26 protein-coding genes and 1 pseudogene are annotated in these 25,156 nt (G+C 61.0%); 21 read left to right on the forward strand and 6 right to left on the reverse strand.

Translation table 11 applies throughout. The features are described 5' to 3' along the window. The first annotated feature begins 4 nt into the window (after positions 1-4). The 5 genes from ACS4RR_RS12820 (at position 5) to ACS4RR_RS12840 (ending at position 6,331) form a co-directional block, all read left to right on the forward strand. Positions 5-1,138: a Gfo/Idh/MocA family protein gene (locus tag ACS4RR_RS12820; RefSeq protein WP_170261114.1), complete on the forward strand. Its 1,134-nt coding sequence runs from the start codon at positions 5-7 to the stop codon at positions 1,136-1,138. A gap of 311 nt (positions 1,139-1,449) precedes the next feature. Next, positions 1,450-2,481 (forward strand): L-glyceraldehyde 3-phosphate reductase, encoded by a 1,032-nt coding sequence (gene mgrA, locus ACS4RR_RS12825; protein ID WP_162117694.1) that lies wholly within the window; start codon positions 1,450-1,452, stop codon positions 2,479-2,481. Between the two features lie 96 nt (positions 2,482-2,577). Next, a complete protein-coding gene (locus ACS4RR_RS12830) occupies positions 2,578-4,191 on the forward strand; it encodes a glycoside hydrolase family 43 protein (RefSeq protein WP_456188876.1) in 1,614 nt (537 codons plus the stop codon). A 455-nt stretch (positions 4,192-4,646) separates the two neighbouring features. Next, positions 4,647-5,573, forward strand: coding sequence for an ABC transporter ATP-binding protein (locus ACS4RR_RS12835; RefSeq protein WP_222387524.1), 927 nt, complete (start codon positions 4,647-4,649; stop codon positions 5,571-5,573). Beyond that, positions 5,570-6,331 carry an ABC transporter permease gene (locus ACS4RR_RS12840; RefSeq protein WP_018074633.1) on the forward strand — a complete coding sequence of 254 codons (762 nt, stop codon included), beginning with the start codon at positions 5,570-5,572 and terminating at the stop codon, positions 6,329-6,331. Before ACS4RR_RS12835 ends, ACS4RR_RS12840 begins: the two co-directional genes overlap by 4 nt. Before the next feature lie 282 nt (positions 6,332-6,613). On the opposite strand, the gene ACS4RR_RS12845 is transcribed toward ACS4RR_RS12840, so the two are convergent. From ACS4RR_RS12845 to ACS4RR_RS12855, 3 genes are read right to left on the reverse strand one after another with little or no spacing between them, the layout of a single operon-like run. Beyond that, positions 6,614-7,315: a TIGR02281 family clan AA aspartic protease gene (locus tag ACS4RR_RS12845; protein ID WP_260110997.1), complete on the reverse strand. Its 702-nt coding sequence runs from the start codon at positions 7,313-7,315 to the stop codon at positions 6,614-6,616. Further along, entirely contained in the window at positions 7,312-7,530 is a 219-nt protein-coding gene (locus ACS4RR_RS12850) for a DUF1289 domain-containing protein (protein WP_260110996.1), read from the reverse strand. Before ACS4RR_RS12850 ends, ACS4RR_RS12845 begins: the two co-directional genes overlap by 4 nt. A gap of 18 nt (positions 7,531-7,548) precedes the next feature. After that, positions 7,549-8,331, reverse strand: coding sequence for an adenosylcobinamide-GDP ribazoletransferase (locus ACS4RR_RS12855; RefSeq protein ID WP_222359281.1), 783 nt, complete (start codon positions 8,329-8,331; stop codon positions 7,549-7,551). Between the two features lie 157 nt (positions 8,332-8,488). On the opposite strand from ACS4RR_RS12855, the gene cobT reads away from it, so the two are divergent. Both cobT and ACS4RR_RS12865 read left to right on the forward strand, forming a co-directional pair. Continuing rightward, the gene (gene cobT, locus ACS4RR_RS12860; protein ID WP_222387521.1) at positions 8,489-9,505 is read left to right on the forward strand and encodes a nicotinate-nucleotide--dimethylbenzimidazole phosphoribosyltransferase; all 1,017 of its coding nucleotides are present in this window, start codon (positions 8,489-8,491) and stop codon (positions 9,503-9,505) included. Between the two features lie 139 nt (positions 9,506-9,644). Beyond that, complete coding sequence (locus ACS4RR_RS12865) at positions 9,645-10,034, forward strand: diacylglycerol kinase (protein WP_260110995.1); 390 nt, start codon at positions 9,645-9,647, stop codon at positions 10,032-10,034. Between the two features lie 105 nt (positions 10,035-10,139). Here ACS4RR_RS12865 and ACS4RR_RS12870 read toward each other — a convergent pair whose 3' ends face one another. Then, positions 10,140-11,675, reverse strand: coding sequence for a sensor histidine kinase (locus ACS4RR_RS12870; protein WP_260111045.1), 1,536 nt, complete (start codon positions 11,673-11,675; stop codon positions 10,140-10,142). A gap of 106 nt (positions 11,676-11,781) precedes the next feature. On the opposite strand from ACS4RR_RS12870, the gene ACS4RR_RS12875 reads away from it, so the two are divergent. The 5 genes from ACS4RR_RS12875 to ACS4RR_RS12895 all read left to right on the forward strand — a co-directional run bounded on the left by ACS4RR_RS12875 (position 11,782) and on the right by ACS4RR_RS12895 (position 16,668). Continuing rightward, a complete protein-coding gene (locus ACS4RR_RS12875) occupies positions 11,782-12,339 on the forward strand; it encodes a thermonuclease family protein (RefSeq protein WP_260110994.1) in 558 nt (185 codons plus the stop codon). Positions 12,340-12,343: 4 nt separating this feature from the next. Beyond that, complete coding sequence (locus tag ACS4RR_RS12880) at positions 12,344-12,976, forward strand: uracil-DNA glycosylase family protein (protein ID WP_017964626.1); 633 nt, start codon at positions 12,344-12,346, stop codon at positions 12,974-12,976. A gap of 69 nt (positions 12,977-13,045) precedes the next feature. Continuing rightward, complete coding sequence (locus tag ACS4RR_RS12885; protein ID WP_456188877.1) at positions 13,046-13,534, forward strand: Lrp/AsnC family transcriptional regulator; 489 nt, start codon at positions 13,046-13,048, stop codon at positions 13,532-13,534. Between the two features lie 717 nt (positions 13,535-14,251). Then, on the forward strand, positions 14,252-15,319 hold the full coding sequence (locus tag ACS4RR_RS12890; protein ID WP_260110993.1) for a porin: 1,068 nt from the start codon (positions 14,252-14,254) through the stop codon (positions 15,317-15,319). Positions 15,320-15,771: 452 nt separating this feature from the next. After that, on the forward strand, positions 15,772-16,668 hold the full coding sequence (locus ACS4RR_RS12895) for a LysR substrate-binding domain-containing protein (RefSeq protein ID WP_260110992.1): 897 nt from the start codon (positions 15,772-15,774) through the stop codon (positions 16,666-16,668). A gap of 144 nt (positions 16,669-16,812) precedes the next feature. On the opposite strand, the gene ACS4RR_RS12900 is transcribed toward ACS4RR_RS12895, so the two are convergent. Together ACS4RR_RS12900 and ACS4RR_RS12905 are read right to left on the reverse strand one after the other, a co-directional pair. Then, positions 16,813-17,496 carry a DNA alkylation repair protein gene (locus tag ACS4RR_RS12900; RefSeq protein WP_260110991.1) on the reverse strand — a complete coding sequence of 228 codons (684 nt, stop codon included), beginning with the start codon at positions 17,494-17,496 and terminating at the stop codon, positions 16,813-16,815. Next, positions 17,493-18,361: pseudogene (locus ACS4RR_RS12905) on the reverse strand (NAD(P)-dependent oxidoreductase). Before ACS4RR_RS12905 ends, ACS4RR_RS12900 begins: the two are co-directional and overlap by 4 nt. 162 nt (positions 18,362-18,523) lie before the next feature. Between ACS4RR_RS12905 and ACS4RR_RS12910 the strand changes: the two are divergent. From ACS4RR_RS12910 to ACS4RR_RS12950, 9 genes are all read left to right on the forward strand, one after another. Continuing rightward, a complete protein-coding gene (locus tag ACS4RR_RS12910) occupies positions 18,524-18,892 on the forward strand; it encodes a hypothetical protein (protein WP_456188878.1) in 369 nt (122 codons plus the stop codon). A gap of 200 nt (positions 18,893-19,092) precedes the next feature. Beyond that, the gene (locus ACS4RR_RS12915) at positions 19,093-20,058 is read left to right on the forward strand and encodes an aliphatic sulfonate ABC transporter substrate-binding protein (protein ID WP_456188879.1); all 966 of its coding nucleotides are present in this window, start codon (positions 19,093-19,095) and stop codon (positions 20,056-20,058) included. Positions 20,059-20,425: 367 nt separating this feature from the next. After that, a complete protein-coding gene (gene ssuD, locus ACS4RR_RS12920) occupies positions 20,426-21,616 on the forward strand; it encodes an FMNH2-dependent alkanesulfonate monooxygenase (RefSeq protein ID WP_017964620.1) in 1,191 nt (396 codons plus the stop codon). Between the two features lie 86 nt (positions 21,617-21,702). Continuing rightward, on the forward strand, positions 21,703-22,539 hold the full coding sequence (gene ssuC / locus ACS4RR_RS12925) for an aliphatic sulfonate ABC transporter permease SsuC (protein WP_260110988.1): 837 nt from the start codon (positions 21,703-21,705) through the stop codon (positions 22,537-22,539). A gap of 10 nt (positions 22,540-22,549) precedes the next feature. Next, positions 22,550-23,377, forward strand: coding sequence for an ABC transporter ATP-binding protein (locus ACS4RR_RS12930; RefSeq protein WP_017964618.1), 828 nt, complete (start codon positions 22,550-22,552; stop codon positions 23,375-23,377). 249 nt (positions 23,378-23,626) lie between these two features. Next, the gene (locus ACS4RR_RS12935; RefSeq protein WP_017964617.1) at positions 23,627-23,950 is read left to right on the forward strand and encodes an ArsR/SmtB family transcription factor; all 324 of its coding nucleotides are present in this window, start codon (positions 23,627-23,629) and stop codon (positions 23,948-23,950) included. Then, entirely contained in the window at positions 23,947-24,357 is a 411-nt protein-coding gene (locus tag ACS4RR_RS12940; RefSeq protein WP_017964616.1) for an SRPBCC family protein, read from the forward strand. The genes ACS4RR_RS12935 and ACS4RR_RS12940 overlap by 4 nt, the downstream gene beginning before the upstream one ends. 57 nt (positions 24,358-24,414) lie before the next feature. Further along, positions 24,415-24,636 carry a hypothetical protein gene (locus ACS4RR_RS12945; protein ID WP_017964615.1) on the forward strand — a complete coding sequence of 74 codons (222 nt, stop codon included), beginning with the start codon at positions 24,415-24,417 and terminating at the stop codon, positions 24,634-24,636. Positions 24,637-24,647: 11 nt separating this feature from the next. Beyond that, positions 24,648-25,118 (forward strand): DUF1801 domain-containing protein, encoded by a 471-nt coding sequence (locus ACS4RR_RS12950; protein ID WP_017964614.1) that lies wholly within the window; start codon positions 24,648-24,650, stop codon positions 25,116-25,118. Positions 25,119-25,156 lie beyond the last annotated feature (38 nt).

Genomic DNA, 25,156 nt, shown 5'->3' on the forward strand with positions numbered 1-25,156 from the left:
CATCATGACCAAGGAACTTGGCGTCGGCATCATCGGATGCGGCAACATCTCCACCACTTACTTCTCGCTGGCACCGCTCTTCAAGGGGTTGAAGGTGCTCGCCTGCGCCGATATCAACGTGCAGGCGGCCGAGGCGCGGGCCGAGGAATATGGCGTCAAAGCGCAGACGATCGACGAGCTTCTCGTCAATGACGAGATCGACGTCATCGTCAACCTGACGATCCCGGATGCGCATTTCCGGGTATCGAAGGCGATCCTCGAGGCCGGAAAACACGTCTATTCCGAAAAGCCGTTGGTGCTTTCGCTCGAAGAGGGCGAGGAGCTTCGTCGCATCGCCAAGCAGAAGAACCTCGCCGTCGGCTGCGCCCCCGACACGTTCCTCGGCGGCGCCCATCAGCTCGCCCGCAAGTTCATCGACGACGGCGGCATCGGCCGGGTGACATCGGGCGCCTGTTACGTGATGAGCCCCGGCATGGAAATGTGGCATCCGAACCCGGATTTCTTCTTCCTGGCGGGGGGCGGCCCGATCCTCGATCTCGGCCCATATTACATCGCCAATCTGATCAACCTGATCGGCCCGGTCAAACGGGTGGGCGGCATGACCTCGATGGCGTCGCCCACCCGCACGATCACCAGCGCGCCGCGCAATGGCGAGATCATCCCAGTCAAGACGCCGACGACGATCCAGGCGCTGCTCGAATTCGTCAACGGCGCCACGGTGACGCTGACGGCAAGCTGGGATGTGTGGTCGCACCGCCATGCCAATATGGAACTCTACGGCACCGACGGTTCGCTCTACGTTCCGGATCCGAACTTCTTCGGCGGCGTGGTTGAGGCAAGCGGCCGTGACAAGGACATCAAGCCGCTCGATGCCTGGGAGCATCCATTCGGCAAGATCAACCAAGAAAACCCGAGCGGATCGCGCGCCAACTACCGCACCGCCGGCTTGGCCGACATGGCGATGTCGTTGATCGAGGGCCGCGATGCGCGCTGCTCGCTCGACCGCACGCTGCACGGCGTCGACGTCATGACATCGATCCTGAAATCGGGCGAAGAGGGCCGTTTCATCGACCTGACCACGACCTGCACGCAGCCGGCCGCGCTTGGTATCGAAGAGGCGCAAGCGCTCTTGAAGTAGAGAGCACGCGCGCCTTGGGCTTGGCGTATCGGCGCGCTTGCTACAATAGTTTCGTCAACCGTGGGCCTGTCCCACGGCTGTGCTGTTCGCGCCGATGGCTGCCCCTCACCCTAACCCTCTCCCCGTAAAGACGGGGAGAGGGGACGCGCCAAACGCAGCGTCGAGGTTGAGGAAGGCGGCGCGGCTTGTCCCTTCGCCCCGTTTACGGGGAGAAGGTGGCGGCAGCCGGATGAGGGGCGGGTGTCGGCAATCTCTTGGGCCGATAATGTCGCACGACGACCTTATAGCTATTTTATCAAGGAGACATTCGGATGAGCTGGCAACCGGCCGCAGACCGCTATTCGAAAATGAAATATAACCGCACGGGCCGTTCCGGCCTGAAGCTGCCGGCCGTCTCGCTCGGCCTCTGGCACAATTTCGGCGGCGACACGCCGCATGACCGCAAGATCGATATGTGCCGCACGGCCTTCGACCTCGGCATCACCCATTTCGACCTCGCCAACAATTACGGCCCGCCGCCCGGCAGTGCCGAAACTGCCTTCGGCGAAATCCTGCGCACCGAATTCGTCGGGCTTCGCGACGAGCTGATCATCTCCTCCAAGGCCGGCTATGACATGTGGCCTGGCCCTTACGGCGAATGGGGCAGCCGCAAGTATCTGATCGCCTCCTGCGACCAGAGCCTGAAGCGGATGGGCCTCGATTATGTCGACATCTTCTATTCGCACCGCTTCGACCCGGAAACGCCGCTGGAAGAGACCTGCGGCGCGCTCGATCATATCGTCCGTTCCGGCCGAGCGCTCTATGTCGGCATCTCCTCTTACAATTCGCAGCGCTCGCGAGAAGCCGCCGCAATCCTCAAGGAGCTTGGTACGCCGTGCCTGATCCATCAGCCGAGCTATTCGATGCTCAACCGCTGGGTCGAGGACGACAGGCTGCTCGATACGCTGGATGAGATCGGCATGGGCTCGATCGTCTTCTCGCCGCTTGCCCAGGGCATGCTGACAACGAAATATCTCGGCGGCATTCCCGAAGACAGCCGCGCGGCGCAGAACCACTTTCTCAAGCGCGACTACATCCGCCCCTCGATCATCGACAATATCCGCAAGCTCAACGAGATCGCCGAAAGGCGCGGCCAGACGCTGGCGCAGATGGCGATCGCCTGGGTGTTGCGCGGCGGCCGCGTGACCTCGGCGCTGATCGGCGCCAGCCGCTCGTCGCAGATCGTCGATTGCGTCAAGGCGCTCGACAATCTCGATTTCAGCGTCGAGGAACTTGCCGAGATCGACGTTTATGCCCGCGAGGCCGACATTAACCTCTGGGCCAAGTCGGCCGAACGCGACTAGTCATCTCAGGCCCGGAGGCAAGTCTTCCAGGCCTTTTTCTGCTATAATCTGACGTACGTACAGCAAAAAGCACCGCTGGTCGGAGGAGACCCTGTCATGATCCGCAACCCCATCCTGCCCGGGTTCAACCCCGATCCGTCGATCTGCCGCGTCGGTGCGGATTATCACATCGCCACCTCAACCTTCGAATGGTATCCCGGCGTGCAGATCCACCATTCGCGCGACCTGGTGAACTGGACGCTGGTGCGCCGGCCGCTGGAGCGGCGATCGCAGCTCGACATGCGCGGCAATCCGGATAGCTGCGGCATCTGGGCGCCGTGCCTGTCCTATGCCGACGGGCAGTTCTGGCTGGTCTATACCGACGTCAAACGCTACGACGGCAACTTCAAGGATGCGCCGAACTATATCGTCACGGCACCTACGATCGAGGCCGATTGGTCCGAGCCGGTCTATGTCAATTCCTCCGGCTTCGATCCCTCGCTCTTCCACGACGATGACGGCCGGAAATGGTTCGTCAACATGCAGTGGAACCACCGCACCGAAAGCTATGGCGGCTCGCCGAAATCGCCGGCCTTTGACGGCATCCTGCTGCAGGAATGGGATCCGGCGACAAAGGCGCTGAAGGGTCCGATCAAGAACATCTTCGCCGGCAGCCCGCTCGGCCTCGTCGAAGGACCGCATCTCTTCAAGCGCAACGGTTGGTATTACCTGACCACCGCCGAGGGCGGCACCGGCTACGACCACGCCGTCACCATGGCGCGGTCGCGTGATATCGACGGGCCCTATGAGATGCATCCGAACATACATCTCATCACCTCCAAGGATCATCCGGGCGCAGTGCTGCAGCGAGCAGGGCATGGCCAATATGTCGAGACGCCGGAGGGGGAGGCCTATCACACCCATCTTTGCGGCCGGCCGCTGCCACCGAAACGGCGCTGTACGCTGGGGCGCGAGACGTCCTTACAGAAATGCGTCTGGCGCGACGATGACTGGCTCTATCTTGAAAACGGCACCTCAGTGCCCGATGTCGATGTGCCGGGCCTCTTTGGCGCGGTGCCGGTGGAAAAGCCGATGCGCAGCGAATACAGCTTCGATGGCGGCACGCTGCCCGCCGATTTCCAATGGCTGCGGACGCCAGAGCCCGCGCGCATCTTCAACCTGACGGATCGTCCCGGCCATCTGCGCCTGATTGCGCGCGAAAGCATCGGCTCCTGGTTCGAACAGTCGCTGGTTGCCCGCCGCCAAGAGCATCACAGTTTCCGTGCCGAGACCGTGATCGAATTCTCGCCCGACACCTACCAGCAGGTGGCGGGGCTGACGCATTACTACAACCGTCACAAATTCCACGCCGTCGCCGTGACGCTGCACGAAACACTCGGCCGCTGCGTGACGATCCTCTCCTGCAACGGCGACTACCCGAACGGACGGCTGAGCTTTCCCGCAGAAAGCGGCGTGGCGATTGCCGCCGAGGGCCGTGTCCAGCTCGCCATGGAAATCCGGGAGAACGACCTGCAATTCTTCTGGCAGACCGAAGGCAAGGGCGCCTGGCAGCCGATCGGCCCGGTCCTCGATGCCGGCGTGATCTCAGACGAGGGCGGACGCGGCGAACACGGCTCCTTCACCGGCGCTTTCGCCGGCGTGTTTGCCTTCGATACGTCAGGCCGGGCGAAGATCGCGGATTTTGATTGGTTCAATTACGACGAGCTGTGAGGAGCGCCCCTGGTCGCATTCATCCGCGGTGGACCACGGAAAGGATGAGGTGCGGAACGAAAAAAGAAAGCCGGCGCAAGGCCGGCTAAGACGAACGCGGCTGAACAGGGGATACTGGCCGGTTCCAAGCACTTCGTGACTGAACAATAACTTTCTCTACATGCCGAGGCAGCAAAAATGGGGCGCAACGAGAACACCCGGAAACGGCTCCGCAAAGGAGTGGGCGGCGGGGCGGATGCCGGTGCTGACCTCGGCTCTCTTATCGGGCACGAAGATCACCGGATGATGACATCTGAAGCCGGTCGCAGCCTTTCTTTCGCCGGCCAACCGCTTCGGCAGGCCAACTGTGTTCGCAGCGCGCGAATGCAGTGTTCATGGGCTTAAGGATGTTAAAGCGTTACAAAGGGACTATATAGCGGGCCGAAGTAACCTCCGAGAATCCGCAAGAGTCCTGCATGGCCCCCATCATTTCCGTTCAAAATCTTACCAAGACCTACGCCAATGGGTTCGAGGCCCTGAAGGGCATCAATCTCGACGTCGAAAAGGGTGAGATTCTGGCGCTGCTCGGGCCGAACGGCGCGGGCAAGACGACGCTGATCTCGATCATCTGCGGCATCGCCAATCCGAGCGGCGGCCGGGTGCTGGTCGCCGGCCACGACGTCGTGAAGGATTTCCGCGCCACCCGCGGGATGATCGGGCTGGTGCCGCAGGAGCTGACCACCGATCAGTTCGAAACGGTGTTCAATACGGTGAGCTTTTCGCGCGGTCTGCACGGCAAGAAAGCCAATCCTGCCCATATCGAGAAGGTGCTGCGCTCGCTCTCGCTCTGGGAGAAGAAGGACAATATGCTGCGCCAGCTCTCAGGCGGGATGAAGCGGCGGGTGCTGATCGCTAAGGCGCTATCCCATGAGCCGGATATTCTTTTCCTCGACGAGCCGACCGCCGGCGTCGACGTGACGCTGCGCAAGGACATGTGGCATGTCGTCGAAGAGCTTCGGGCCTCCGGCGTCACCATTATCCTGACCACCCATTATATCGAAGAGGCCGAGGAAATCGCTGACCGCGTCGGCGTCATCAATGGCGGCGAATTGCTGCTCGTCGAGGACAAGGCGGCGCTGATGGCCAAGCTCGGCCGCAAGCAGCTCATCCTCGATCTCACCGAACCGCTCAACCGGCTGCCGGATTGTTTTGCCGGCAATGGACTGACGCTGGAGGCAGACGGCAACCGCCTGACCTATGATTTCGACACTGACGACGAGCAGGAAAGCATTGCAGCTCTGCTGACCAGGCTCGGCGAGAACAATATCCATTTCAAGGATCTCTCGACGCGGCAAAGCTCGCTCGAGGACATTTTCGTGGCGCTGGTGGGAGCGAGCAAATGAACGTCGAGGCCGTCAAATCCATCTATTTCTTCGAGATGGCGCGCACGCGCCGCACGCTGCTGCAGAGCGTCATCTCGCCCGTGATCTCAACCTCGCTCTATTTCATCGTCTTCGGTGCCGCTGTGGGATCACGTATTCAGGAGGTGGAGGGCGTGTCCTACGGCGCCTTTATCACGCCCGGCTTGATTATGCTGACGCTGCTTGGCCAGTGCATCAGCAACGGCTCCTTCGGCATCTATTTCCCGAAATTCACAGGCACGATTTACGAGGTGCTTTCGGCGCCGGTGGCGATGACTGAGATCCTGCTCGGTTATGTCGGGGCTGCGGCGACCAAGGGCATGATCATCGGCTTCATCATCCTCCTGACTGCCAATCTCTTCGTCGACGTCAGGATCGAGCATCCCTTCATGATGATCCTATTTTTCTTGTTGACGGCGATCACCTTCAGCCTGTTCGGCTTCATGATCGGCATCTGGGCCGGTAATTTCGAGCAGCTGAACCTCATTCCCATGCTGGTCGTGCCGCCGCTGACCTTCCTCGGCGGGAGCTTCTATTCCGTCAGCATGCTGCCGCCGTTCTGGCAGGCGGTCAGCCACCTCAACCCGGTGCTCTATCTCGTCAGCGGCTTCCGCTGGAGTTTTTACGGGATCGCCGACGTCAACCCGGCGATCAGCCTGGCGATGATCACGGTGTTCCTGGTGATCTGCCTGGGAACGCTCGGCTGGATATTCAAGACCGGCTACCGGCTGCGGAACTGATCCGGCCCGAAGAACGCCGCAATTTCAACATGAAAGATTGCTCAGCAAGACGTCATCGGTCATGGGGCAATCAATGGTCAGCAGCAATGTGCTTGGATGTCTCGCAATCGCCTCCATCCATTGCCTAGCCCCGCAGCAAAGTCGGTCGCAGGAGGCCGCCGACCCCATCAAGGTTACCTTTGCTGTGGTGGTCGAGGGAACGGAGCCTGTTTCTGCCGAGGTGTCATGCCTTCCAGTTCAGCTGCCAGATCCGGTCCTCGCCGTAAAGCGGCGGAGCCGCAACTAGTCGCGCATGCGGAGTTCGTCGGTCCGCATCTGCAGCGAGCCCAGCGTTTCCAGGAAGCTCATGCCGAGCAGGCTCTGGTCGAGCCGGCCGTCTTCGGCGACGCTGGCTGCGACATTGTTACGGATGATCGGGCCGATCGCCACCTGGTCGAGGGTGACGGGTGCCGCCCGGCCGCGGCCGTTGGCGGTCATGACCGTCATGGAATAGGTGAGGCGGGAGAGATCGATGCCGATCCGTTCGGCATCTTCGCGCGACAGCGCCACCATGCTGGCGCCGGTGTCGACGAGCATCTCGATCGTCTGGCCGTTGACCGCAACATCGGCTTCGAAATGGCCGTTCAGCAGCTTGTGCAGAATGATCTCCTGGCCGCCCTCGCTTGTCGTGACGACGACGGCGCGGCCGGGAACGAGGCCGGCGAGCAGCCTGTTGCCGACGCCGAGCGCTTCCTGGCGATAGAGATAGACGGTCACGAGTGCCAGGATGATGACCAGCCAGATCATCATATGTCGCATCGTTTCGCCGACGCTGCGCCGGCTCGCCCAGATGCCGGCCGATAGCATCAGCGCGATCGGCAGCAGGTAGACGACACGGCCGAAGTCATCAGTCTGCAGGCCGACGATGCGGCTGCTGTCATTGTTGACGATCAGCACGGCAAGGCCGATGCCGATTACGACGAGGAAGACGGTCAAACGAATCATAAAGGCCGCTCTGGCCCGGCGACGAGGCTTGATTTCATATGGTTCGACACCGTGGCGGCGCTTCCGAGCCTTGCCGGCAGCAGTGCCATGATCCGTCTTCGCTCGGTGTCGGAGTACCTCATCCAACTGCCGATTTCCTCAAGAGTCCGGCCGCATCCGGCGCAAAATCCGGTGGCGGAAACGAGGGAGCAGAGGTGAATGCAGGGTGTTTGCATGAAGGATATATCGGAATTTCAAAGAGCCGTGGCAAGGGCGCAAAGAGTGGCGATCTCGCAAATCTGCTGCGTCGCGCCCAGCGTATCGCCGGTGTGGCCGGCAAGCTTGCGGCGGATGAAAGCGGTGAAGGCAAGACCTGCGATACCGGTGGCGAGCAGGCTTGCGATGAGCGGCCGCAGGCCGAAAGCCGGCCAGATCAGAAGCGCTGCGACGAGGCCGGCCGAGGCGAGCGCAAACTGCATCGCCGCCTCGTCCGGCTGGCCGGTCGAGGCGGCGACGCCATCGGCCTTTGCCGGCGGCAGCCGTTGCCAGTGCCAGGCGATGGCGCCGCGACTGAGGGCCGCGACGGCGGGAATGGCAAGGGCGGCAGCGAGCGGCGAGGAATGGCCGGCGATAGCGGCAAGCGCGGCTGCGCGGATCGCGAAGGAGAGGATCAGCGCTATCGCGCCATAGGTGCCGATCCGGCTGTCCTTCATGATGAGGAGGCTCTGCTCGCGGCTCTTGCCGCCTCCAATGCCATCGGCCGCATCGGCCAGGCCGTCCTCGTGCAGCGCCCCGGTGACGATGACCTGAACGGAAAGCGCGATCAGGGCCGCCATCAGCGGATCGGCGCGCAGCCCCAAAAGCAGGAGGAGGGCGAGTGCGGGGACGAAACCGATGACGATGCCTGCGAGGGGAAAGGCGCGCACCAGCCGGCCAAGCCTGCCGTCATAGCCTTTGAACAGCGATTGCGGCAGGGGAATGCGGCTGAGGAAGGCGACGGCGCGGGCGGTATCGACCGCATGATCCTTGATCTTCATTCTACTTCGTTCCGGCCGGAGGCCTCGGCTTATGGTCGCGGCGGCGCTTTTGGAGTTGTTCGCCTCGTCCGCCCGCTTTAAGAGAGTTGCCACCCGCAAGGAAGCTGATTTGCGTGGAAAAGACAAGAATACCCGGATTCATAGGAAAACCGCACAAATGAGCGTTTCAGGCCTGCCGTTCGACGATTTCCGTATCCTGCTCCGCGACCTGCCGGGGCCGGATGCCCGCGCGCTGGTGGCTGCCCGCGAACGCGACGCGCAGCTGACCAAGCCGCCGGGCGCGCTCGGACGGCTCGAGGAGATTGCCTTCTGGCTTGCCGCCTGGACGGGCCGCACACCCGCCGTCAATCGGCCGCTGGTGGCGATATTTGCCGGCAATCACGGTGTCACCAAACAGGGCATCACGCCCTTTCCGGCCACGGTGACGCAACAGATGGTCGAGAACTTCGCGGCCGGCGGCGCTGCGATCAATCAGATCTGTGTTGCCTATGATCTCGGGCTGAAAGTCTTCGACCTGGCGCTCGATTATCCTACCGGCGACATTACCGAGGAGGCAGCGCTTTCCGAGCGCGATTGCGCCGCGACCATGGCCTTCGGCATGGAGGCGATCGCCGGCGGCACCGACCTGCTTTGCATCGGCGAGATGGGCATCGGCAATACGACGATTGCGGCGGCGATCAACTATGCGCTCTACGGCGGTTCGGCGCGCGACTGGGTGGGACCCGGCACCGGTTCGGAAGGCGAGATGCTGGAGCGCAAGATCGCGGCGGTGGAAAAGGCGGTGGCACTGCATGGTGACCATCTCGATGATCCGCTCGAGATCATGCGCCGGCTCGGCGGCCGTGAGATCGCGGCGATGGCCGGCGCCATTCTTGCCGCCCGCATGGAGCGCATCCCGGTGCTGATCGACGGTTATGTCGCGACCGCGGCGGCGGCGATCCTGAAAGCCGCCAATCCATCCGCCCTCGATCATTGCCTGATCGGACATGTCTCCGGCGAGCCCGGACATTTGCGCTCGATCGAGATGCTCGGCAAGACGCCGCTTCTGGCGCTCGGCATGCGGCTCGGCGAAGGCACCGGTGCGGCGCTTGCCGCCGGTATCGTCAAGGCGGCTGCTGCCTGTCATTCCGGCATGGCGACCTTCGCTCAGGCCGGTGTGTCGAATAAGCATTAAGACCGCGGTGGGCGCCGTCGATCCGTACGCGTTCGCTTGCGCGCCTCAAGTGGATTCGGTATTTGCGTATTCGCTCATCAAAGAGGAGACGGCAAAGCCTCTCCTTGTCTGTGATGCAACGGGAAGAGGAGAGGGCATCTTGACGAAGCCTGCGGTGACGAAAGAGACCGGACTTCGGCATTTCATCGCCGCCGCCAGCTACTCTTGGGCGGGCTTCCTGCGGGTGCTGAAAGAGGCGGCCTTCCGCCAGGAACTCGGTTTCTTCGCCGTTTCGATCGCGGCGTTGGCGCTGGTGGGAGCGACTGCGGACGAGATCGTCGTCGCGGTGCTTCTGTTTCTCGGGCTCTTTTCGATGGAGGCGATGAATACCGCCGTTGAAGAGGTGATCGACCGGATTTCGCCCGAGATTTCAATCGTCGGCAAACATGCCAAGGATCTCGGCTCCTTCGCGGTGACCTGCATGATCGCCGCCTGCAGCCTCTATCTCGGCTTCGTCCTCAGCAAGCACCTGTTCTTTGAATCCGGATGATTTCACGCTGGATCGGCCTGAAGTCACCCGGATCCAGGTCTAAAAATTGGAGCATGATGTTGCCCGAAAACCGCTCACAGTTTTCGGCATCATGCTTTAGCTGAATCAGGCAAAACTCTTGCGTTTGCGCGCGACGGCCTGAGCCTCCTCGACGGCCGGCAGGCTCTGGAGCACGCGCTTGGCAGGCAGGATGGCGATAACTTCGGTGCCTTCGCGCAGCTTCGATTTCAGCAGGAACTGTCCGTCATGTTTGGCAAGGATCGCCTGGACGATCGGCAGGCCGAGGCCTGTACCCTGTTCGGCGCTCTTGATGGCGATCGAGCCCTGGCCAAAGGCCGACAGGACGACGGGAATCTCTTCTTCCGGAATACCGGGGCCGTTGTCCTTGATCGAGATGTACTGTCCGCCGCCAGCTGTCCAGCCGACCTTGACGTGGATCTCGCCACCCTGCGGCGTGAACTTGACCGCATTGGAGAGAAGGTTGAGCACCACCTGGCGCATCGACTTCTCATCCGCCCAGATGGCCGGCAGCTGCCGCTCGAACTGGTCCGAAATGGCAATGTTCTTGGCGCGGGCGCGCAGCTGGACCATGCCGATGCAATCTTCGGTGATATCGAGCAGCGAAATCGCCTCCTCGCTCAGTTCGTATTTGCCAGCCTCGATGCGCGACAGGTCGAGGATCTCGTTGATGAGATCGAGCAAATGCTGGCCGGAGCGGTGGATATCGCCGGCATATTCCTTGTAGGTCGGATTGGCGAGCGGTCCCATGACTTCGGCCGACATCACCTCCGAAAAGCCGAGGATGGCGTTGAGTGGGGTCCTGAGCTCGTGCGACATGGAGGCAAGGAAGCGCGACTTGGCGAGGTTTGCCTCCTCGGCGCGGCGGCGAGCCTCGTCCGACATCGATTTCGCCACTTCCAGCTCGGCGATCAGGTCGTCCTTCTCCGACTGATAGGAGAGAATCCTGAGGTTCGACTTGAAGAGCCGATCGCTGATATAATTGAAGAAGACAAGGGTGGTGGTGAAGGCCCCGGTCAGGCTGATCTCGAGGAGGTCGCGTGACAGGCCGCTCTTGGCGGCGAGTGCCAGGACCGCAGGTGAAAAGGCAGCGAGCACGGCCGGCGTCAGCATGAAGTTCGACATCGCCGTGACGGAGAGCGCAATCAGCAACGTCGCGCCCTTATAAAGAATGAAGCTCGACGGCGCGCAGGTGTCGCAGCCCTGCAGCGCAAAGACGGCCCAGCAGCAGCCGAGGAGGAACTGGCCGGAGAGCAGCAGCCGGCGCCATTTGCGGGCGCTGTCGGAGGTAATCTCCTGCCGGCGCGCGCGCCTTGCGAGCAGGATATTGCCGGCGTGGCAGGTGAGCGTCAGCAGCGCCCAGAAGAGCAATTGCGTATCTTCAGTGAAATAGACGCCAAGCGCGGTGATGATGACGACGAAGAGCGGCATGATCGTCGCGCTCTGCAGCACCGACGCCACATACATCTTGAGCACGTCAAGATCGAAGGAGGAATTGGACGCGTGACCGGACTGAAGACGTTCGCGCGTCTGCCGCACGGCCTTGGAAACGGCCTTGTTGCGGTGGCTGCGCGACCTGTCGACGATGATCTTGTCGGTCGATGTGCTTACGCCGGTACTCATGTGCACGTTGAAACTTCATCCCAGGGTGGATAAGAGCTTAACCGACAATTCTTAAGAAGATGTTTGCCATCTTTGCCAAGGATTTGTTTTTTAAGGAGGCGAAAGCGTGACAAGGGGCCTGCGCCTGATTCGCGACGGCGTGACCGCTTTTGCTCTGCTGGCGCTCGTGGCGCTGATTGCCGCCAAGCTCAACGATGCAGCAAAAATCGAGCATACCGGCGCCTTTCATGCTGCCGACGGCGACAGTCTGACATTGGGAGACGAACGTCTGCGCCTCGAAGGCGTCGATGCGCCGGAGCTCAACCAGAGCTGCGAGCGGGCGGGGAAAGCCTGGGCCTGCGGGCGCGCGGCGCGCGCGGCGCTGCAGGAGATGGTGCTGGCATCGGGAACACTCTGTCAGGGCAGCCGGCGTGACCGCTACGACAGGCTGCTCGTCATCTGCCGGAGCGGGGCAGGCGGCGACATCAATGCCGCCATGGTGCGCGAGGGCATGGCCATTTCCTATGGCGATTATGGCAAAGAGGAGGCCGAGGCGAGAGCTCGGAAGGCGGGCCTCTGGGCCGGAACTTTCGAGCGGCCGCGCGACTTGCGCGATCATGCGCGCCAGAGGTCTGGTTTCGACGGCGCCTTGCGCTTCATCGCGCAGATCGTCGGATGGGAGTAAAGTCATGACCGACGAAGCCATGCTGGAGACGCTCCGGCGGGAGATCGCCTCCTGCCGGATCTGTCGTGACGCACCGGCGAAAGGCCCCGAACACCGGCTGCCGCACGAGCCGCGGCCGGTGGCGGTGATCTCGTCGAGCGCGCGCATCCTGATCGCCGGGCAGGCGCCGGGACTTCGGGTGCATGAGAGCGGCCTGCCATTCGACGATGCCTCGGGCGACCGGTTGCGGTCATGGCTAGGCGTTGACAGGGCAAGCTTCTACGACCGCGGGCGATTCGCCATCGTGCCCATGGGCTTCTGCTTTCCTGGCTATGACGACAAGGGCGCCGATCTGCCGCCGCGGCGCGAGTGCGCGCCGTTCTGGCGGCAAAGAGTGATCTCAGCCATGCCGCAAATCGAACTGGTGCTGGTCATCGGCCAATATGCGCAGGCCTGGCATATGGCCGGTGAAAGGCGGGACAATATGACCGAGACGGTGCGAGCATGGCGTGACTGTCTTCTGTCCGACCGATCGCCGGCCGTGCTGCCGCTGCCGCATCCGAGCTGGCGCAACAGCGGCTGGCTGAAGCGCAATCCCTGGTTTGAGAAAGAATTGCTCCCGGTCTTGCAGGAACGGGCGAAAACGCTGCTTTCCTGAAACAAAATTCTTTTAGTTGCGCGGAATCGAGTTATACAAAGAAAATAATTCGAAAGGACTGTTGTGCGCATGGACCGCCTCGACCGAAAAATACTGCGTCTTCTGCAAGAAGATTCGACGCTCGCCGTTGCCGATCTTGCCAAGAAAGTGGGTCTCTCGACGACGCCATGCTGGCGGCGCATCCAGAAGATGGAAGAAGACGGCGTCATCAAGCGCCGAGTCGCCATCCTCGATCCGGAAAAGGTCAATACCAAGGTCACCGTCTTCGTGTCGATCTGCACTGCCACCCATTCGATCGAATGGCTGCGCCGCTTTTCCGAGGTGGTCGCCGAATTCCCCGAAGTGGTCGAATTCTACCGGATGAGTGGCGATGTCGATTATCTCTTGCGAGTCGTCGTACCCGATATTGCCGCCTATGACGCCTTTTATAAGCGGATGATCGCCAAGATCGAGATTCGCGACGTTTCCTCCGCCTTTGCGATGGAGCAGATCAAGTATTCGACGCAGCTGCCGCTCGACTACATGATTCTCGATAATGCCAAATCCAACGAGGATTGAGGTCAAGCGTGCGGCCGTGACCGCACGCGAGACTGCAAAGTCCAGCGCGGCCTCATACCAGGCGTGAGTCTGCGACCTCGGATATGCCCGTTGGAGGCGACTTGTGACATCCTGGCCGCACGTGGGAATGCCAGTTAGGAAGGCCGAGTTTGGGGATGTGCGGTCCCCCGACTGAAAAAAAGCCTCAAAAATAGCGAAAAAACGCTCAAATCGAACCAATTTCCTGGAAAAATGAATAGCCTGGTAAGGATTCTGGGGTTATGGTCGATGAAACCAGTGGGTGATATGTCATAATTTTGTCTCATTGGTATCGAATTCAGAACACTATGTTCTAAACCGCCACCTTGTTTGTGCTTGTTAGCCGGCGGTAGAGTTTATGTGCTTCACCAGTATGTTCGACGGGGTCGGACGGTGGAGAATTTGACAATGGGGTGTAGCGTGTGCGGCTTGCGATGGAGGGTTTCCGTCGCGGAGCTGTTTTGCATGTTTTTTGTATAAATATTTGAAATTGTTGTATAAAGATCACGTTGCCGGGGAAAGTAGCCCGTGAGAACCCATCTGGCGTGTATCGAGAATTGCTTGATAGAGCCTTGTATGTGATGACGGTTTGGCGGTTCGATCGATCCGCACGCCGAGATGGCTGTTCAAACTGGGCCGGCTTCAAATCGACTACCCGATCTGAAGCCAGCCCCGATCGACAAAGGAATGGATTGGTAAATGAACATCAGAATGGTTTTGCTTGCATCAGCAGCAGCATTTGCTGCATCGACGCCGGTTCTTGCAGCTGACGCTATTGTTGCTGCTGAGCCGGAACCGGTTGAATATGTTCGCGTCTGCGACGCTTACGGCACCGGCTACTTCTACATCCCGGGCACCGAAACCTGCCTCAAGATCGAAGGCTACATCCGTTTCCAGGTCAACGTTGGCGAAGATGTCGGCGGCGATTCGGATTGGGATGCCGTCACCCGCGGTCAGGTTCAGTTCACGGCCAAGAGCGACACCGAGTATGGTCCGCTGACCGGCGTCATCGTCATGCAGTTCAATGCTGACAATGCCACCGATCAGGAAGCCATCCTCGACTCCGCTTACCTCGACGTCGCGGGCTTCCGCGCCGGTCTGTTCTACAGCTGGTGGGACGATGGTCTCTCTGGCGAAACCGACGACATCGGTTCGGTCGTAACGCTGCACAACTCGATCCGCTATCAGTATGAAAGCGGCACCTTCTACGCCGGCCTCAGCGTCGATGAACTGGAAGACGGCGTTTACCAGGGTACCTTTGCTCCCGGCGTCATTCCCGGCACCACCGTCTTTACTGCGGACGATGGTCCGAACAATGTCGGCGTTGCCTTCGGCGTTGGCGGCAAGGCTGGTGCGTTCAGCTACCAGGTCACTGGCGGCTGGGACGTCGACAACGAAGACGGCGCTATCCGTGCAATGGGTACGGTTGACATCGGTCCCGGCACGCTCGGCCTCGCCGGCGTATACTCTTCCGGCCCGAACTCGTACTACTCCTCGGCTGAATGGGCTATCGCTGCCGAATACGCTATCAAGGCAACCGACAAGCTCAAAATCACCCCGGGCGTTCAGTACTACGGCAACTACTTCGGCGGTGGCACGGAAGTTCCGGAAAACTTCGACGGTCTCGGCGATGCTTGGAAGGCTGGTCTGACGGTTGATTACCAGATCGTCGACAACTTCTACGCCAAGGCTTCGGTTCAGTGGCTCGATCCGGAAGACGGCGACGACACCACGACGGGCTACTTCCGTCTGCAGCGTTCGTTCTAATCCACTTGGTAGATATGCTCCCGGTCTTCGGACCGGGAGCACTTAAATCAGTTTCTGATCCGAGTGACCTCCGATCAGCTACGGGGACGGGTCCGGTCTTCCCTGCCGGACCGTCCTTGCAGCGTTTTTGACGCACAGTCTTCAAGGCAGTCTTTCTGGATCGTCTTTTCAGGTGAGCCGAACGGGTACGTTTTGTATCGTATGTCGGCATTTTGTTAGCCTCGGCTATTGAGGCACCCCCGTTTTCAATTTTTCAACCGAGCTGGATCGGCCGAGATATTGCCGTGCGGACGGCTGTCGATTGATTGACTTCGTCCGCATCGGCGAGCTTGCCGCAACGGGTCGTGAAAAGAAAATCCAATGCCGACAATGTGATTACAGCTTTTTGGGAGAGAGGATGCAACCTTTGCTGAGGGCTGGCATTAATTCACACTCTCGGATAGCTTGTTCTTATGGACGATCTCAACGACTACTATTATTTCGCCGCTGTCGTCTCCAGCGGCGGTTTCGCGTCTGCAAGTCGCGATCTCAAAATACCACGTTCGAAACTCAGCAGGCGGGTCAGCCGTCTCGAGGATGGGCTTGGCGCAAGGCTTATAGAACGCTCGACGCGTCACTTCCGGGTGACAGAGATCGGCCAAGCTCTTTACGAAAGATGCCGGACCGTCCTGCAGGAGGCCGACCGCGCCAAGTCGATCGTCACCGAGGCCCAATCCGATCCGCAAGGCGTGGTGCGGATGGGGTGCCCGCTCGCTCTCGTCGACATCTCGGTCGGGGGCATCCTGCCTGAATTCCTGGAACGTTACCCGAAGATCAAGCTGCAGATCATCGGCTCCGAGCGGCGCGCCGACCTCATCAACGAACGGATCGATCTCGAGGTGAGAGCGACCAACGAGCCGGAGACGCAGACGAGCCTGACGATGCGCAAGCTCGACCGGGCGCGACGCATCCTGGTCGCAAGTCCCTCGCTCGTCGAGCGTACAGGCAGTTTGAATTGTGTTGACGAGCTCGCCGACCTTCCGACGCTGGCAATGACGTCATGGGTGTCGTTCCACACGTGGGAACTGGTCGGTCCGAATGACGCCAAACAGGTGATTCGTCATCAGCCGCGGCTCACCTGTCGCAGCATGACCGCCATCCTCGACGCGGCCCGGGCCGGTCTCGGCTTCGGGCTCCTGCTCGAAAGCGCCTGCGAGGCCGATCTCCAGGCTGGCAAGCTGGTGCGGGTGCTGCCGGAATGGCAGTCGGAGGAGAGCCAGTTCTACATCGTTTTTACGACGGCCAAGGGCATGCCGCCGGCGGTGCGGGTGCTGATCGATTTCCTGGTCGAAAAATCCAGGCAGCATTGACGAAGAGGCGAGGGGCTTCAGCTAAAGCGCGTTGCCATCCGTTCAGATTCGCTTCTCGCGCTTTAGGGCGTTATTTTACGCATGTCGTTATCGCGAAACCGCTGTTGAGTTTTGCGCGACATGCTTTGGGCGCTGACATCCGCCTTATCTCAAGCGCGTCAGCAGCTTTTCGCCGGCCAGTTCCCTGACGGCATCCTTGCCGATCCAACGGGCGGTTTTATCAGGGCTTTCCGCCAGGGCCCTTGCGAGTGCCAGCGCCGGCGCATGGCAGGCCAGATTGCGCTTGCCGACATTGCGCAGCGCCCAATTCACCGCTTTGCGCACGAAGTTTCGGGGGTCGCCGGAATGAGTCTTGATCAGCGGCAACCAGGCAAGAATGGTGGCGTCGGGGTCCTTTTTCCGGTGGACGGCACCGCCGGCAATCATGGCGAAGGCTGTGCGTCGGACGAATTCGCGCTCGTCGGCAGCGAATTCCCAGATGAGCTTGTCCAACCGGGCCTCGACAAAGAGATCGGCGGCGCAATCGACGATCTCCCAGGAGTTGAAATCATCGGCCCAATTTTGGGCTTCTTCTGTCGTCAACCGCTTCGGCTCGGCTGTGTAGAGGGCAAGCAGGCGGGCTTCGCGAATATCGCTTCTCCAGAGCTGCATTGCCCTGACGTGATCCTTCTTCGCCACCCTGGCGACCGCCCTGATATCGGGATTGGAGATACCGAGGGCGCGATCGGTGACGATGCCGAAGCGCGCCATGCCGGCAATATTCTCCTCCGAGCGCAGCGTTTCGAGATGCGCGATCAATTCGGCCGCATCGGAGGAGGGGCCGATCATTTCTCCAGGCGGGCAAGCAGCGAGGATGTATCCCAGCGATTGCCGCCCATTGCCTGCACGTCGCCATAGAACTGGTCGACGACGGCGGTGACCGGCAGTTTGGCGCCGTTGCGGCGGGCTTCGGTGAGCACGATGCCGAGATCCTTGCGCATCCAGTCGACCGCGAAGCCGAAGTCGTATTTGCCTGCGTTCATGGTCTTGTGGCGGTTTTCCATCTGCCAGGAGCCGGCTGCACCCTTGGAGATCACCTCGACCACCTTTTCTATATCGAGGCCGGCGCGCTTGCCGAAATGCAGCGCTTCGGCAAGTCCCTGGACGAGGCCGGCGATGCAGATCTGGTTGACCATCTTGGTCAACTGGCCCGAGCCTGCCGGCCCCATCAGACCGACCATGCGGGCATAGGCTTCGATGACAGGCCTGGCGCGTTCGAAGACGGCCTCGTCGCCGCCGCACATGACGGTCAGGACGCCGTTTTCAGCGCCGGCCTGGCCGCCGGAGACGGGTGCGTCGATGAAATCGACACCTTTCTCCTTGCCGCCGCATAAAGTTCGCGGGCGACCTCAGCGCTGGCGGTGGTGTTGTCGATCAGCACCGTACCGGACTTCATGCCGTGTAAGGCGCCGTTCTCGCCCAATGTCACCGATCGGAGATCTTCATCGTTGCCAACGCAGACGAAGACGAAATCGGCGCCAGCGGCGGCCTCGGCCGGAGTAGGGGCCGATTTGCCGGAGAATTTCTCGGCCCAGGCGGCGGCTTTTGCCGGCGTGCGGTTATAGACGGTGACATCGTGGCCGCCTTTCGTCTTCAAATGCCCCGCCATGGGGAAACCCATGACGCCGAGACCGATGAACGCGACTTTTGCCATATGTCCTATCCTTTTCCTCAAGTGCAGGCCCGAGGATTAACCGAAACGGCGCGAGCAGAAAAGCCCGTGAAGACGGACTTCCTTGCGATTGACGCATATGAGGCTGGCTACCGTTCGGCCGAGCCCTAGATTGGAGGGAAGGCATTATGTTCCGGGGGTGACATGAGCGAAATTCCGACGATCAAGCCACGGTGCAAAGGCCGCAACGGAATGCAGGCGATGCTTATTCCATCGCAGCAGATGGTCGCAAAGCAGATTCGATCGGCACCGGAAAGTGTCCTCACCGAAGTCGGCCTCCTCCGCCGCCGTCTTGCCGCTCAATATGGGGCGGACGCCTGTTGTCCGGTGACCGTGCAGCGGCAGTTGCGTGTGATCGCCGAGCTGTCCTTCGGCGCGCTGGAGAAGGGCGAGCCGGTTTCGACGGTTACGCCCTATTGGCGCATGATCGATCCCGCAAGCCTGCTTGCGAAGCGTCTTGCCGGCGGCCCCACCTTCATCCGCGAGCGGCTGGCCGCGGAAGGTCGGGAGTGAGCCGGGATTGTCGGCAGTATAGGGGACGCGCGAAAAAATTCCGCTTAAGGGCGATTTCCGGGCCGCAAAATTTCAGCAAGGGCGGAATCTTGCAAATAAAGTTGGCGATAAAAATTATAGATTTAATCATCATGGCATTCATCACTGACAGGGTCGACCAGCCGAAAACAGGCCCGGCACCACCAAAAAAGGGGAAAGTCATGATTTCACGTCGACAAACGCTCGGGCTTTTCGCAGCCGCTGCGACCACGGCAATCCTGCCGGCTGTCCGGCCGGCACGCGCTGCCGCCACCGAATTCCGTATCGGCTGGCAGAAGAACGGCGTGCTGGCGCTCGCCAAGCGTCGCAGCGCACTTGAAAAGCGGCTTGCCGATCACGGCATTACCGTCAGCTGGTCGGAATTCACCTCCGGCCCGCCGCTTCTCGAAGCGCTGGGCGCCGGCGCTCTCGATTTCGGCGCGACCGGCGATGTGCCGCCGCTCTTTGCCCAAGCGGCCGGCGGGCAGCTCTATTATGTCGGTCTCTACAAGGGCAGCCCGGCAGCCTCGGCTATCCTCGTGCGCAAGGATTTGTCCATCAAGACGCTTGAAGACCTCAAGGGTAAAAAGGTCGCTTTCAAGCGCGGCTCCAGCGCGCATAATGTAACCGTCAAGGTTTTGCGCAAGGCAGGCCTGAAGCCCGAAGACGTCGAGCAGCTCGATCTTTCGCCGCCGGATGCCGCCGCTGCGTTCAAGAATGGCAGCATCGACGCATGGTCGATCTGGGATCCTTATCTGGCGATTGCGGAAGCTGATCCGGAGACACGTATCCTAACGACCGCTGAAGGAATTGTCGATTCCTATAGCTTCTTCCTTGCCAATCGCGATTTCACCGATGCCAACGGGCAAGTGGTCGTCGACGTGATCGATGAGCTCGCCAAGGTCGGGAAGTCGGCACAGAGCAATCTCGACGAAACGGTCGAGGAGCTTTCCGAAATTACCGGCGTGCCGGCCGACGTGACGCGCGTGACATTGACGCGTAAGGGCGCCGATCTCGGCAGCGTCTCGACCATCACCGATGCCGCCGCCGCCTATCAGCAGGCACTCGCAGACGAATTCCATGGGCTCGGCATCCTGCCGAAGAAGCTCGCAACCGGCGATATCGTCTGGCGTCCCAAGGCGAGCTGATTTTCCGCCCGGTGCCAAGATTTCCGCGAGGCGGCATGGAGAGGGCCTCCATGCCGTTAAACCGGAAAAATATTCTCCAAAACGGATTACAATAGCAAATTGATATTGTCGATCTAATTACTGGTCTATGTCAGTATCCTCTCGATCGGAGCGGATACCGAAAAGTATCGGCCAGCCGCCATCCGATCGACAGGGACATTTCAGATGCTCACGCACAGTCAGACAGCCGGCCTTACTACAGCCTCCGCCACCACCATGATCCTCCCAAGCATCCGTGCGGCGGCGTCATGCGGGCAGACGGTCTGTGCGTCGTCACGTGCAGAGAGCCATCTCGACCGCGAATTCCGTAGCTAAAGGACCGTCTTCCATGACCACCACCTCCCAAACAGGCACATCTGAGCCCATCAATTTCCTCTGGTTCATCCCGACATCGGGCGACGGCACCTATCTCGGCTCCTCCGAGCTCAACCGCGCGCCGGAAATCGGTTACCTTACGCAGATCGCCCAGGCCGTCGACCGGCTCGGCTATTCCGGCGTGCTGCTGCCGACCGGGGTTGCCTGCGAGGAGTCCTTCGTGACGGCGGCAGCCCTTGCCGCCAAGACCGAGAAGCTGCAGTTCCTGGTGGCAATCCGCCCCGGCACGGCGTCGCCTGCCTATTACGCGCGTCTTGCAACGACGCTCGATCGTATCTCCAATGGCCGGCTGCTGCTCAACATCGTCGTCGGCGGCAGCCCGGCGGAGCTCGCCGGCGATGGCATCCATCTCGAGCATGACGAGCGCTACGCCCATGCCGAAGAGTTCTTCACCGTCTTTGAGGAACTGCTGGAAAAGGGAACGGCAAGCTTCGACGGCAAATACATCAAGGCGACCAATGCGCGTCTCGGCTTTCCCTCGGTGCAGAACCCGCGCCCGCCGCTCTATTTCGGCGGTTCGTCGGATGCCGGCATCGATTTCTCCGTCGGCCGTGTCGACAAGTACCTGACCTGGGGCGAGCCGCCGGCACAGGTTGCCGAGAAGATCGCCTACGTGCGCAAAGCCGCCGGCGAACGCGGCCGCGAGGTGAGCTTCGGTATTCGTCTGCACTTCATCGTGCGCGAAACCGATGATGAGGCATGGGAGGCCGCCGAGCGGCTGATCCGCCATCTCGACGACGATACGATCCGCGAGGCGCAGGAGCGCTTCGTCCACGAGTCCGACTCGGTCGGCCAGAAGCGTATGGCCGCCCTTCATGGCGGGCGCCGCGACAAGCTCGAAGTCTCGCCGAACCTCTGGGCCGGTGTCGGCCTGGTGCGTGCCGGTGCGGGCACGGCGCTTGTGGGATCGCCGAAGACGGTGGCTGCGCGCCTTCGCGAGTATCAGGAGATCGGCATCGATACGGTGATCGGCTCCGGCTATCCGCATCTCGAAGAGGCCTATCGCGTCGCCGAACTGCTTTTCCCCGAGCTCGGCATTACCCGCAACCAGCAGCGCCTTGGTTTCAACAACGAGTTCGGCCGCAAGCAAGTCTTCGCAGGCGGAAGCCATGGCGGCAATCTGAAAGTCGTCTCCGGCTCCTGATCTCGAACGAAGACGCAGAGCGTGACGCCGTCGCAAGCCGCTTAGGGCTTGCGACATCCTGCTCCCGATAAGCGCGAGGACAATGCATGTCGACTTTCGATACTCCCTTTATACGGTCGGTCACTTCCGAAAAGGCCGGGAAGGCGGGGTTCCGCCTGCCACTGCCCGGCCTGGAGAAGCTGACGCCCTATCTGGTGCCGGTGGCGACCGTGGCGTTCTGGCAGCTTGCCTCCTCGGCCGGCTGGATCTCGTCGCGCATCATGCCGTCGCCGGCCGATGTCGGCCTCGCCTTCTGGTCGACGACGGTTTCCGGCCAGTTGCCGAAGGACGTGCTGGTGAGCGCCGGCCGCGCCTTTGCCGGCCTTCTCGTCGGCGGTTCGATCGGCTTCCTGCTCGGTATCGCCAATGGCGTATCGCGTATTTCCGAGCAGCTGACGGATACCACGCTGCAGATGCTGCGCACCATTCCGCACCTGGCAATGATCCCGCTCGTCATCCTGTGGTTCGGGATCGGCGAAGAATCGAAGCTGTTTCTCACCTCGCTCGGCGTGCTCTTCCCCGTTTATCTCAACACCTATCACGGCGTGCGCAATGTCGATCGCGATCTGATCGAGATGGGCAAGGTCTATGGCATGGGCAACTGGACGCTCTTCCGCAAGGTGATCTTTCCAGGCGCGCTGCCGTCGATCTTCGTCGGCCTGAGATATGCGCTCGGCATTATGTGGCTGACGCTGATCGTATCGGAATCGATCGCAGCATCCTCAGGCATCGGCCACATGGCCAACAATGCCCGCGAATTCATGATGACTGATGTCGTCGTGCTCGCCCTCGTCATCTATGCCGTGCTCGGCAAGCTTGCCGATGTCATCGCCCGGATTCTTGAGAGGCGGCTGCTCGCCTGGAACCCGGTCTATCAGAAATAGGAGAGACGCCATGACATCGATCGCGCATGAGCGTTTTCACGCCGTCGCCGACGAGCCCGCTTATACGCGCGAAAGCGCGCCCGCGGGCGGTCGTAGTGCGCCCGCGGCGATCAGCCTGACGGGGCTTGAAAAGAGTTTTGGGGCCAACCGCGTGCTGCGCGGCATCAATCTGCTTATTCCGGCCGGCCAGTTCGTCGCCGTGATCGGCAAGAGCGGCTGCGGCAAGAGCACGCTGCTGCGCATCCTGATGGGCCTCGACGAGCCGAGTGCCGGCGCGTTGCATTTCGAGGATGCCGATGGCGCGCAGGTGAGGCCGAACGCGCGTATCGTCTTCCAGGAGCCGCGGCTGCTGCCCTGGCTCAGCGTCGCTGACAATGTCGTTGTCGGGCTCGGAGACGGCATCGACAACCGGGCTGCGGCGAAGGCGGCTGAGTCCGTGCTTGCCGAAGTCCAGCTCGGCGAAAAAACCGGGGAGTGGCCGGCGCGGCTCTCCGGCGGGCAGCGGCAGCGCGTGGCACTGGCGCGGGCGCTGGTGAGCCGGCCGGGCGTGCTGGCGCTCGACGAGCCGCTCGGCGCGCTGGATGCGCTGACGCGGATCAGCATGCAGGAACTCATCAACCGTGTCTGGCGCGAACTCGGCTTCACCGCCGTGCTCGTCACCCATGATGTCAGCGAGGCGGTGCATCTCGCCGACCGGGTCGTCGTGCTCGACGAGGGGCGGATCGCACTCGATCTTCCCATTCCCTATCCGCATCCGCGCCGGCACGGCCATCCTGGCCTTGCCGAGCTGGAGGGCCGACTGCTTGCCGCGATCCTCGGCACCGACAGCGGCGGTTGATCCCAAGGCTATTCGCGACGCTACATGACCTCGGCATAGACGAGGCGTGTCGGTACGAGCATGCATCACCAATGGCGAAGATGTATAGCCGCATGGGTATGAGGGAATCAGCCGTCTCTGTCGAGATGCGCTGCGGCACGCGTCAAAATCAGCAACAATAGTTTCCCTAGCTCGCCCCACGTCCAGCTTGACACACTCATACCTTCATGGCTATACGTTAATCTATAGCCAACAGGATATGGATTGTAGATGTCGGACACCCAAGACGTGCTGTTCAGAACGCTCGCCGATCCGACCCGGAGGGGTCTTTTCGAACGGCTGTGCCGCGAAGGAGAAAAGACGGTCGGGGCTCTGACGGCTCGGGCCGGGGTCTCGCAACCGGTCGTCTCAAAACATCTCGGAATCCTGAAACAGGCCGGATTGGTGCGTGATCGTCACGAAGGTCGCCAGACGCATTACAGCGCGCAGCTCGGTGCGCTGGCGCCGCTGGTCGACTGGACAAGTGAGATGGCCGGCTTTTGGCAAAATCGATTTGACCAGCTGGAAGATCTACTGAAAAGGATGGACCAATGACCGAAATATCTACCGAGACTCGTTCCATCGTCGTCGAACGAGAAATCCCCTTTCCGCCGGAAAAGATCTGGCGCGCGCTCACCCAGCCACATCTGATCGCGGACTGGCTGATGAAGAACGACTTCGTGCCGGTCGTGGAACACCGTTTCAAGCTGAGCGCGGATTGGGGCTCTGTCGATTGCCAGGTCCTGGAAGTCGAGCCGAACAAAACCCTATCTTACACCTGGGCTGCCTATGATCTCGCGAGCGTCGTCACCTGGACTCTCACGCCCACAAGCGCGGGCACGCAGCTGCGTATGGAGCAGTCGGGCTTCCGACCGGATCAGCGGCAGGCCTACGGGGGCGCCAGGAGCGGGTGGGAGCGGTTCTTTGCAAATCTCGAGCAGGTCCTGGCGCGGATAGAGTGAGGCCGCGCCCAAACGGATCACGCCATCCGCTTCGTCTCGTTTTCGCAGGAGGCTCCGTTGAATTGGAATAACCGGCTTCGGCAGATCCACCGTTGGCTGTCCATTGCCTTTACGCTAGCCGTCATAATTAATATCATCGCGATGGTGCAGGAGAAATTATCCGTCTGGGTGGGGATCATGGCGCTGCTGCCGCTGACCTTGCTCCTGCTCACTGGTCTCTACTTGTTCGCGCTGCCGTATGCCACCAAGTGGCGCAGCGCGGGACGCAGCGGAGGGTAAGAGTGAAGGCAATGTCCGGGAAGACATCCAAGACCGCAGCGAAGGTTACGAAGAAGACAGCTGCCACGCCGGATACCGCTGGGCCGACCCTTCTCTCGGGCGGCAACCCTCAGATCGCCAAGGGCTACGGCGACGCTCCCGTGCAAGCCTACATCGCCGCCATGCCGGGCTGGAAAAGCGACATCGGGCATCGCCTCGATGCGCTCATCACGCGCACGGCGCCGGGGGTGTATAAGGCCGTGAAATGGAACTCGCCGCTCTATGGCATGGAAGGGCAGGGCTGGTTCCTCGGTGTCCATTGCTTCGCGAAATACATCAAACTCGCTTTCTTTCGTGGCACGTCGCTCAGTCCCATCCCGCCCGGCGAGTCGAAGCAAAAGGAAGTGCGTTACTTCCACATCCATGAGGAAGACCAACTCGACGAGGCTCAGCTCGCCGCCTGGGTGGAGCAAGCCAGCCAATTGCCCGGTGAACGAATGTAAGCGGATGCGTCGATTTAAAGCGTTAGAGCGTCCTTTGT

The sequence above is a fragment of the Rhizobium zaerense genome (assembly GCF_051810725.1).
Taxonomy (GTDB): Bacteria; Pseudomonadota; Alphaproteobacteria; order Rhizobiales; family Rhizobiaceae; genus Rhizobium; species Rhizobium leguminosarum_I.

Bases quoted from the DNA above. Each gene is read 5' to 3' on its own strand.
- cobT (WP_222387521.1), top strand. From the start codon at position 8,489: ATGAGCGTTTCAGGCCTGCCGTTCGACGATTTCCGTATCCTGCTCCGC.
- ACS4RR_RS12910 (WP_456188878.1), top strand. From the start codon at position 18,524: ATGAGCGAAATTCCGACGATCAAGCCACGGTGCAAAGGCCGCAACGGA.
- ACS4RR_RS12880 (WP_017964626.1), top strand. From the start codon at position 12,344: ATGACCGACGAAGCCATGCTGGAGACGCTCCGGCGGGAGATCGCCTCC.
- ssuD (WP_017964620.1), top strand. From the start codon at position 20,426: ATGACCACCACCTCCCAAACAGGCACATCTGAGCCCATCAATTTCCTC.
- ACS4RR_RS12900 (WP_260110991.1), bottom strand. From the start codon at position 17,496: ATGATCGGCCCCTCCTCCGATGCGGCCGAATTGATCGCGCATCTCGAA.
- ACS4RR_RS12940 (WP_017964616.1), top strand. From the start codon at position 23,947: ATGACCGAAATATCTACCGAGACTCGTTCCATCGTCGTCGAACGAGAA.
- ACS4RR_RS12895 (WP_260110992.1), top strand. From the start codon at position 15,772: ATGGACGATCTCAACGACTACTATTATTTCGCCGCTGTCGTCTCCAGC.
- ACS4RR_RS12835 (WP_222387524.1), top strand. From the start codon at position 4,647: ATGGCCCCCATCATTTCCGTTCAAAATCTTACCAAGACCTACGCCAAT.
- ACS4RR_RS12870 (WP_260111045.1), bottom strand. From the start codon at position 11,675: ATGAGTACCGGCGTAAGCACATCGACCGACAAGATCATCGTCGACAGG.
- ACS4RR_RS12840 (WP_018074633.1), top strand. From the start codon at position 5,570: ATGAACGTCGAGGCCGTCAAATCCATCTATTTCTTCGAGATGGCGCGC.
- ACS4RR_RS12950 (WP_017964614.1), top strand. From the start codon at position 24,648: ATGTCCGGGAAGACATCCAAGACCGCAGCGAAGGTTACGAAGAAGACA.
- mgrA (WP_162117694.1), top strand. From the start codon at position 1,450: ATGAGCTGGCAACCGGCCGCAGACCGCTATTCGAAAATGAAATATAAC.
- ACS4RR_RS12820 (WP_170261114.1), top strand. From the start codon at position 5: ATGACCAAGGAACTTGGCGTCGGCATCATCGGATGCGGCAACATCTCC.
- ACS4RR_RS12930 (WP_017964618.1), top strand. From the start codon at position 22,550: ATGACATCGATCGCGCATGAGCGTTTTCACGCCGTCGCCGACGAGCCC.
- ACS4RR_RS12850 (WP_260110996.1), bottom strand. From the start codon at position 7,530: ATGCAAACACCCTGCATTCACCTCTGCTCCCTCGTTTCCGCCACCGGA.
- ACS4RR_RS12915 (WP_456188879.1), top strand. From the start codon at position 19,093: ATGATTTCACGTCGACAAACGCTCGGGCTTTTCGCAGCCGCTGCGACC.
- ACS4RR_RS12890 (WP_260110993.1), top strand. From the start codon at position 14,252: ATGAACATCAGAATGGTTTTGCTTGCATCAGCAGCAGCATTTGCTGCA.
- ACS4RR_RS12935 (WP_017964617.1), top strand. From the start codon at position 23,627: ATGTCGGACACCCAAGACGTGCTGTTCAGAACGCTCGCCGATCCGACC.
- ACS4RR_RS12830 (WP_456188876.1), top strand. From the start codon at position 2,578: ATGATCCGCAACCCCATCCTGCCCGGGTTCAACCCCGATCCGTCGATC.
- ACS4RR_RS12885 (WP_456188877.1), top strand. From the start codon at position 13,046: ATGGACCGCCTCGACCGAAAAATACTGCGTCTTCTGCAAGAAGATTCG.
- ACS4RR_RS12845 (WP_260110997.1), bottom strand. From the start codon at position 7,315: ATGATTCGTTTGACCGTCTTCCTCGTCGTAATCGGCATCGGCCTTGCC.
- ACS4RR_RS12855 (WP_222359281.1), bottom strand. From the start codon at position 8,331: ATGAAGATCAAGGATCATGCGGTCGATACCGCCCGCGCCGTCGCCTTC.
- ssuC (WP_260110988.1), top strand. From the start codon at position 21,703: ATGTCGACTTTCGATACTCCCTTTATACGGTCGGTCACTTCCGAAAAG.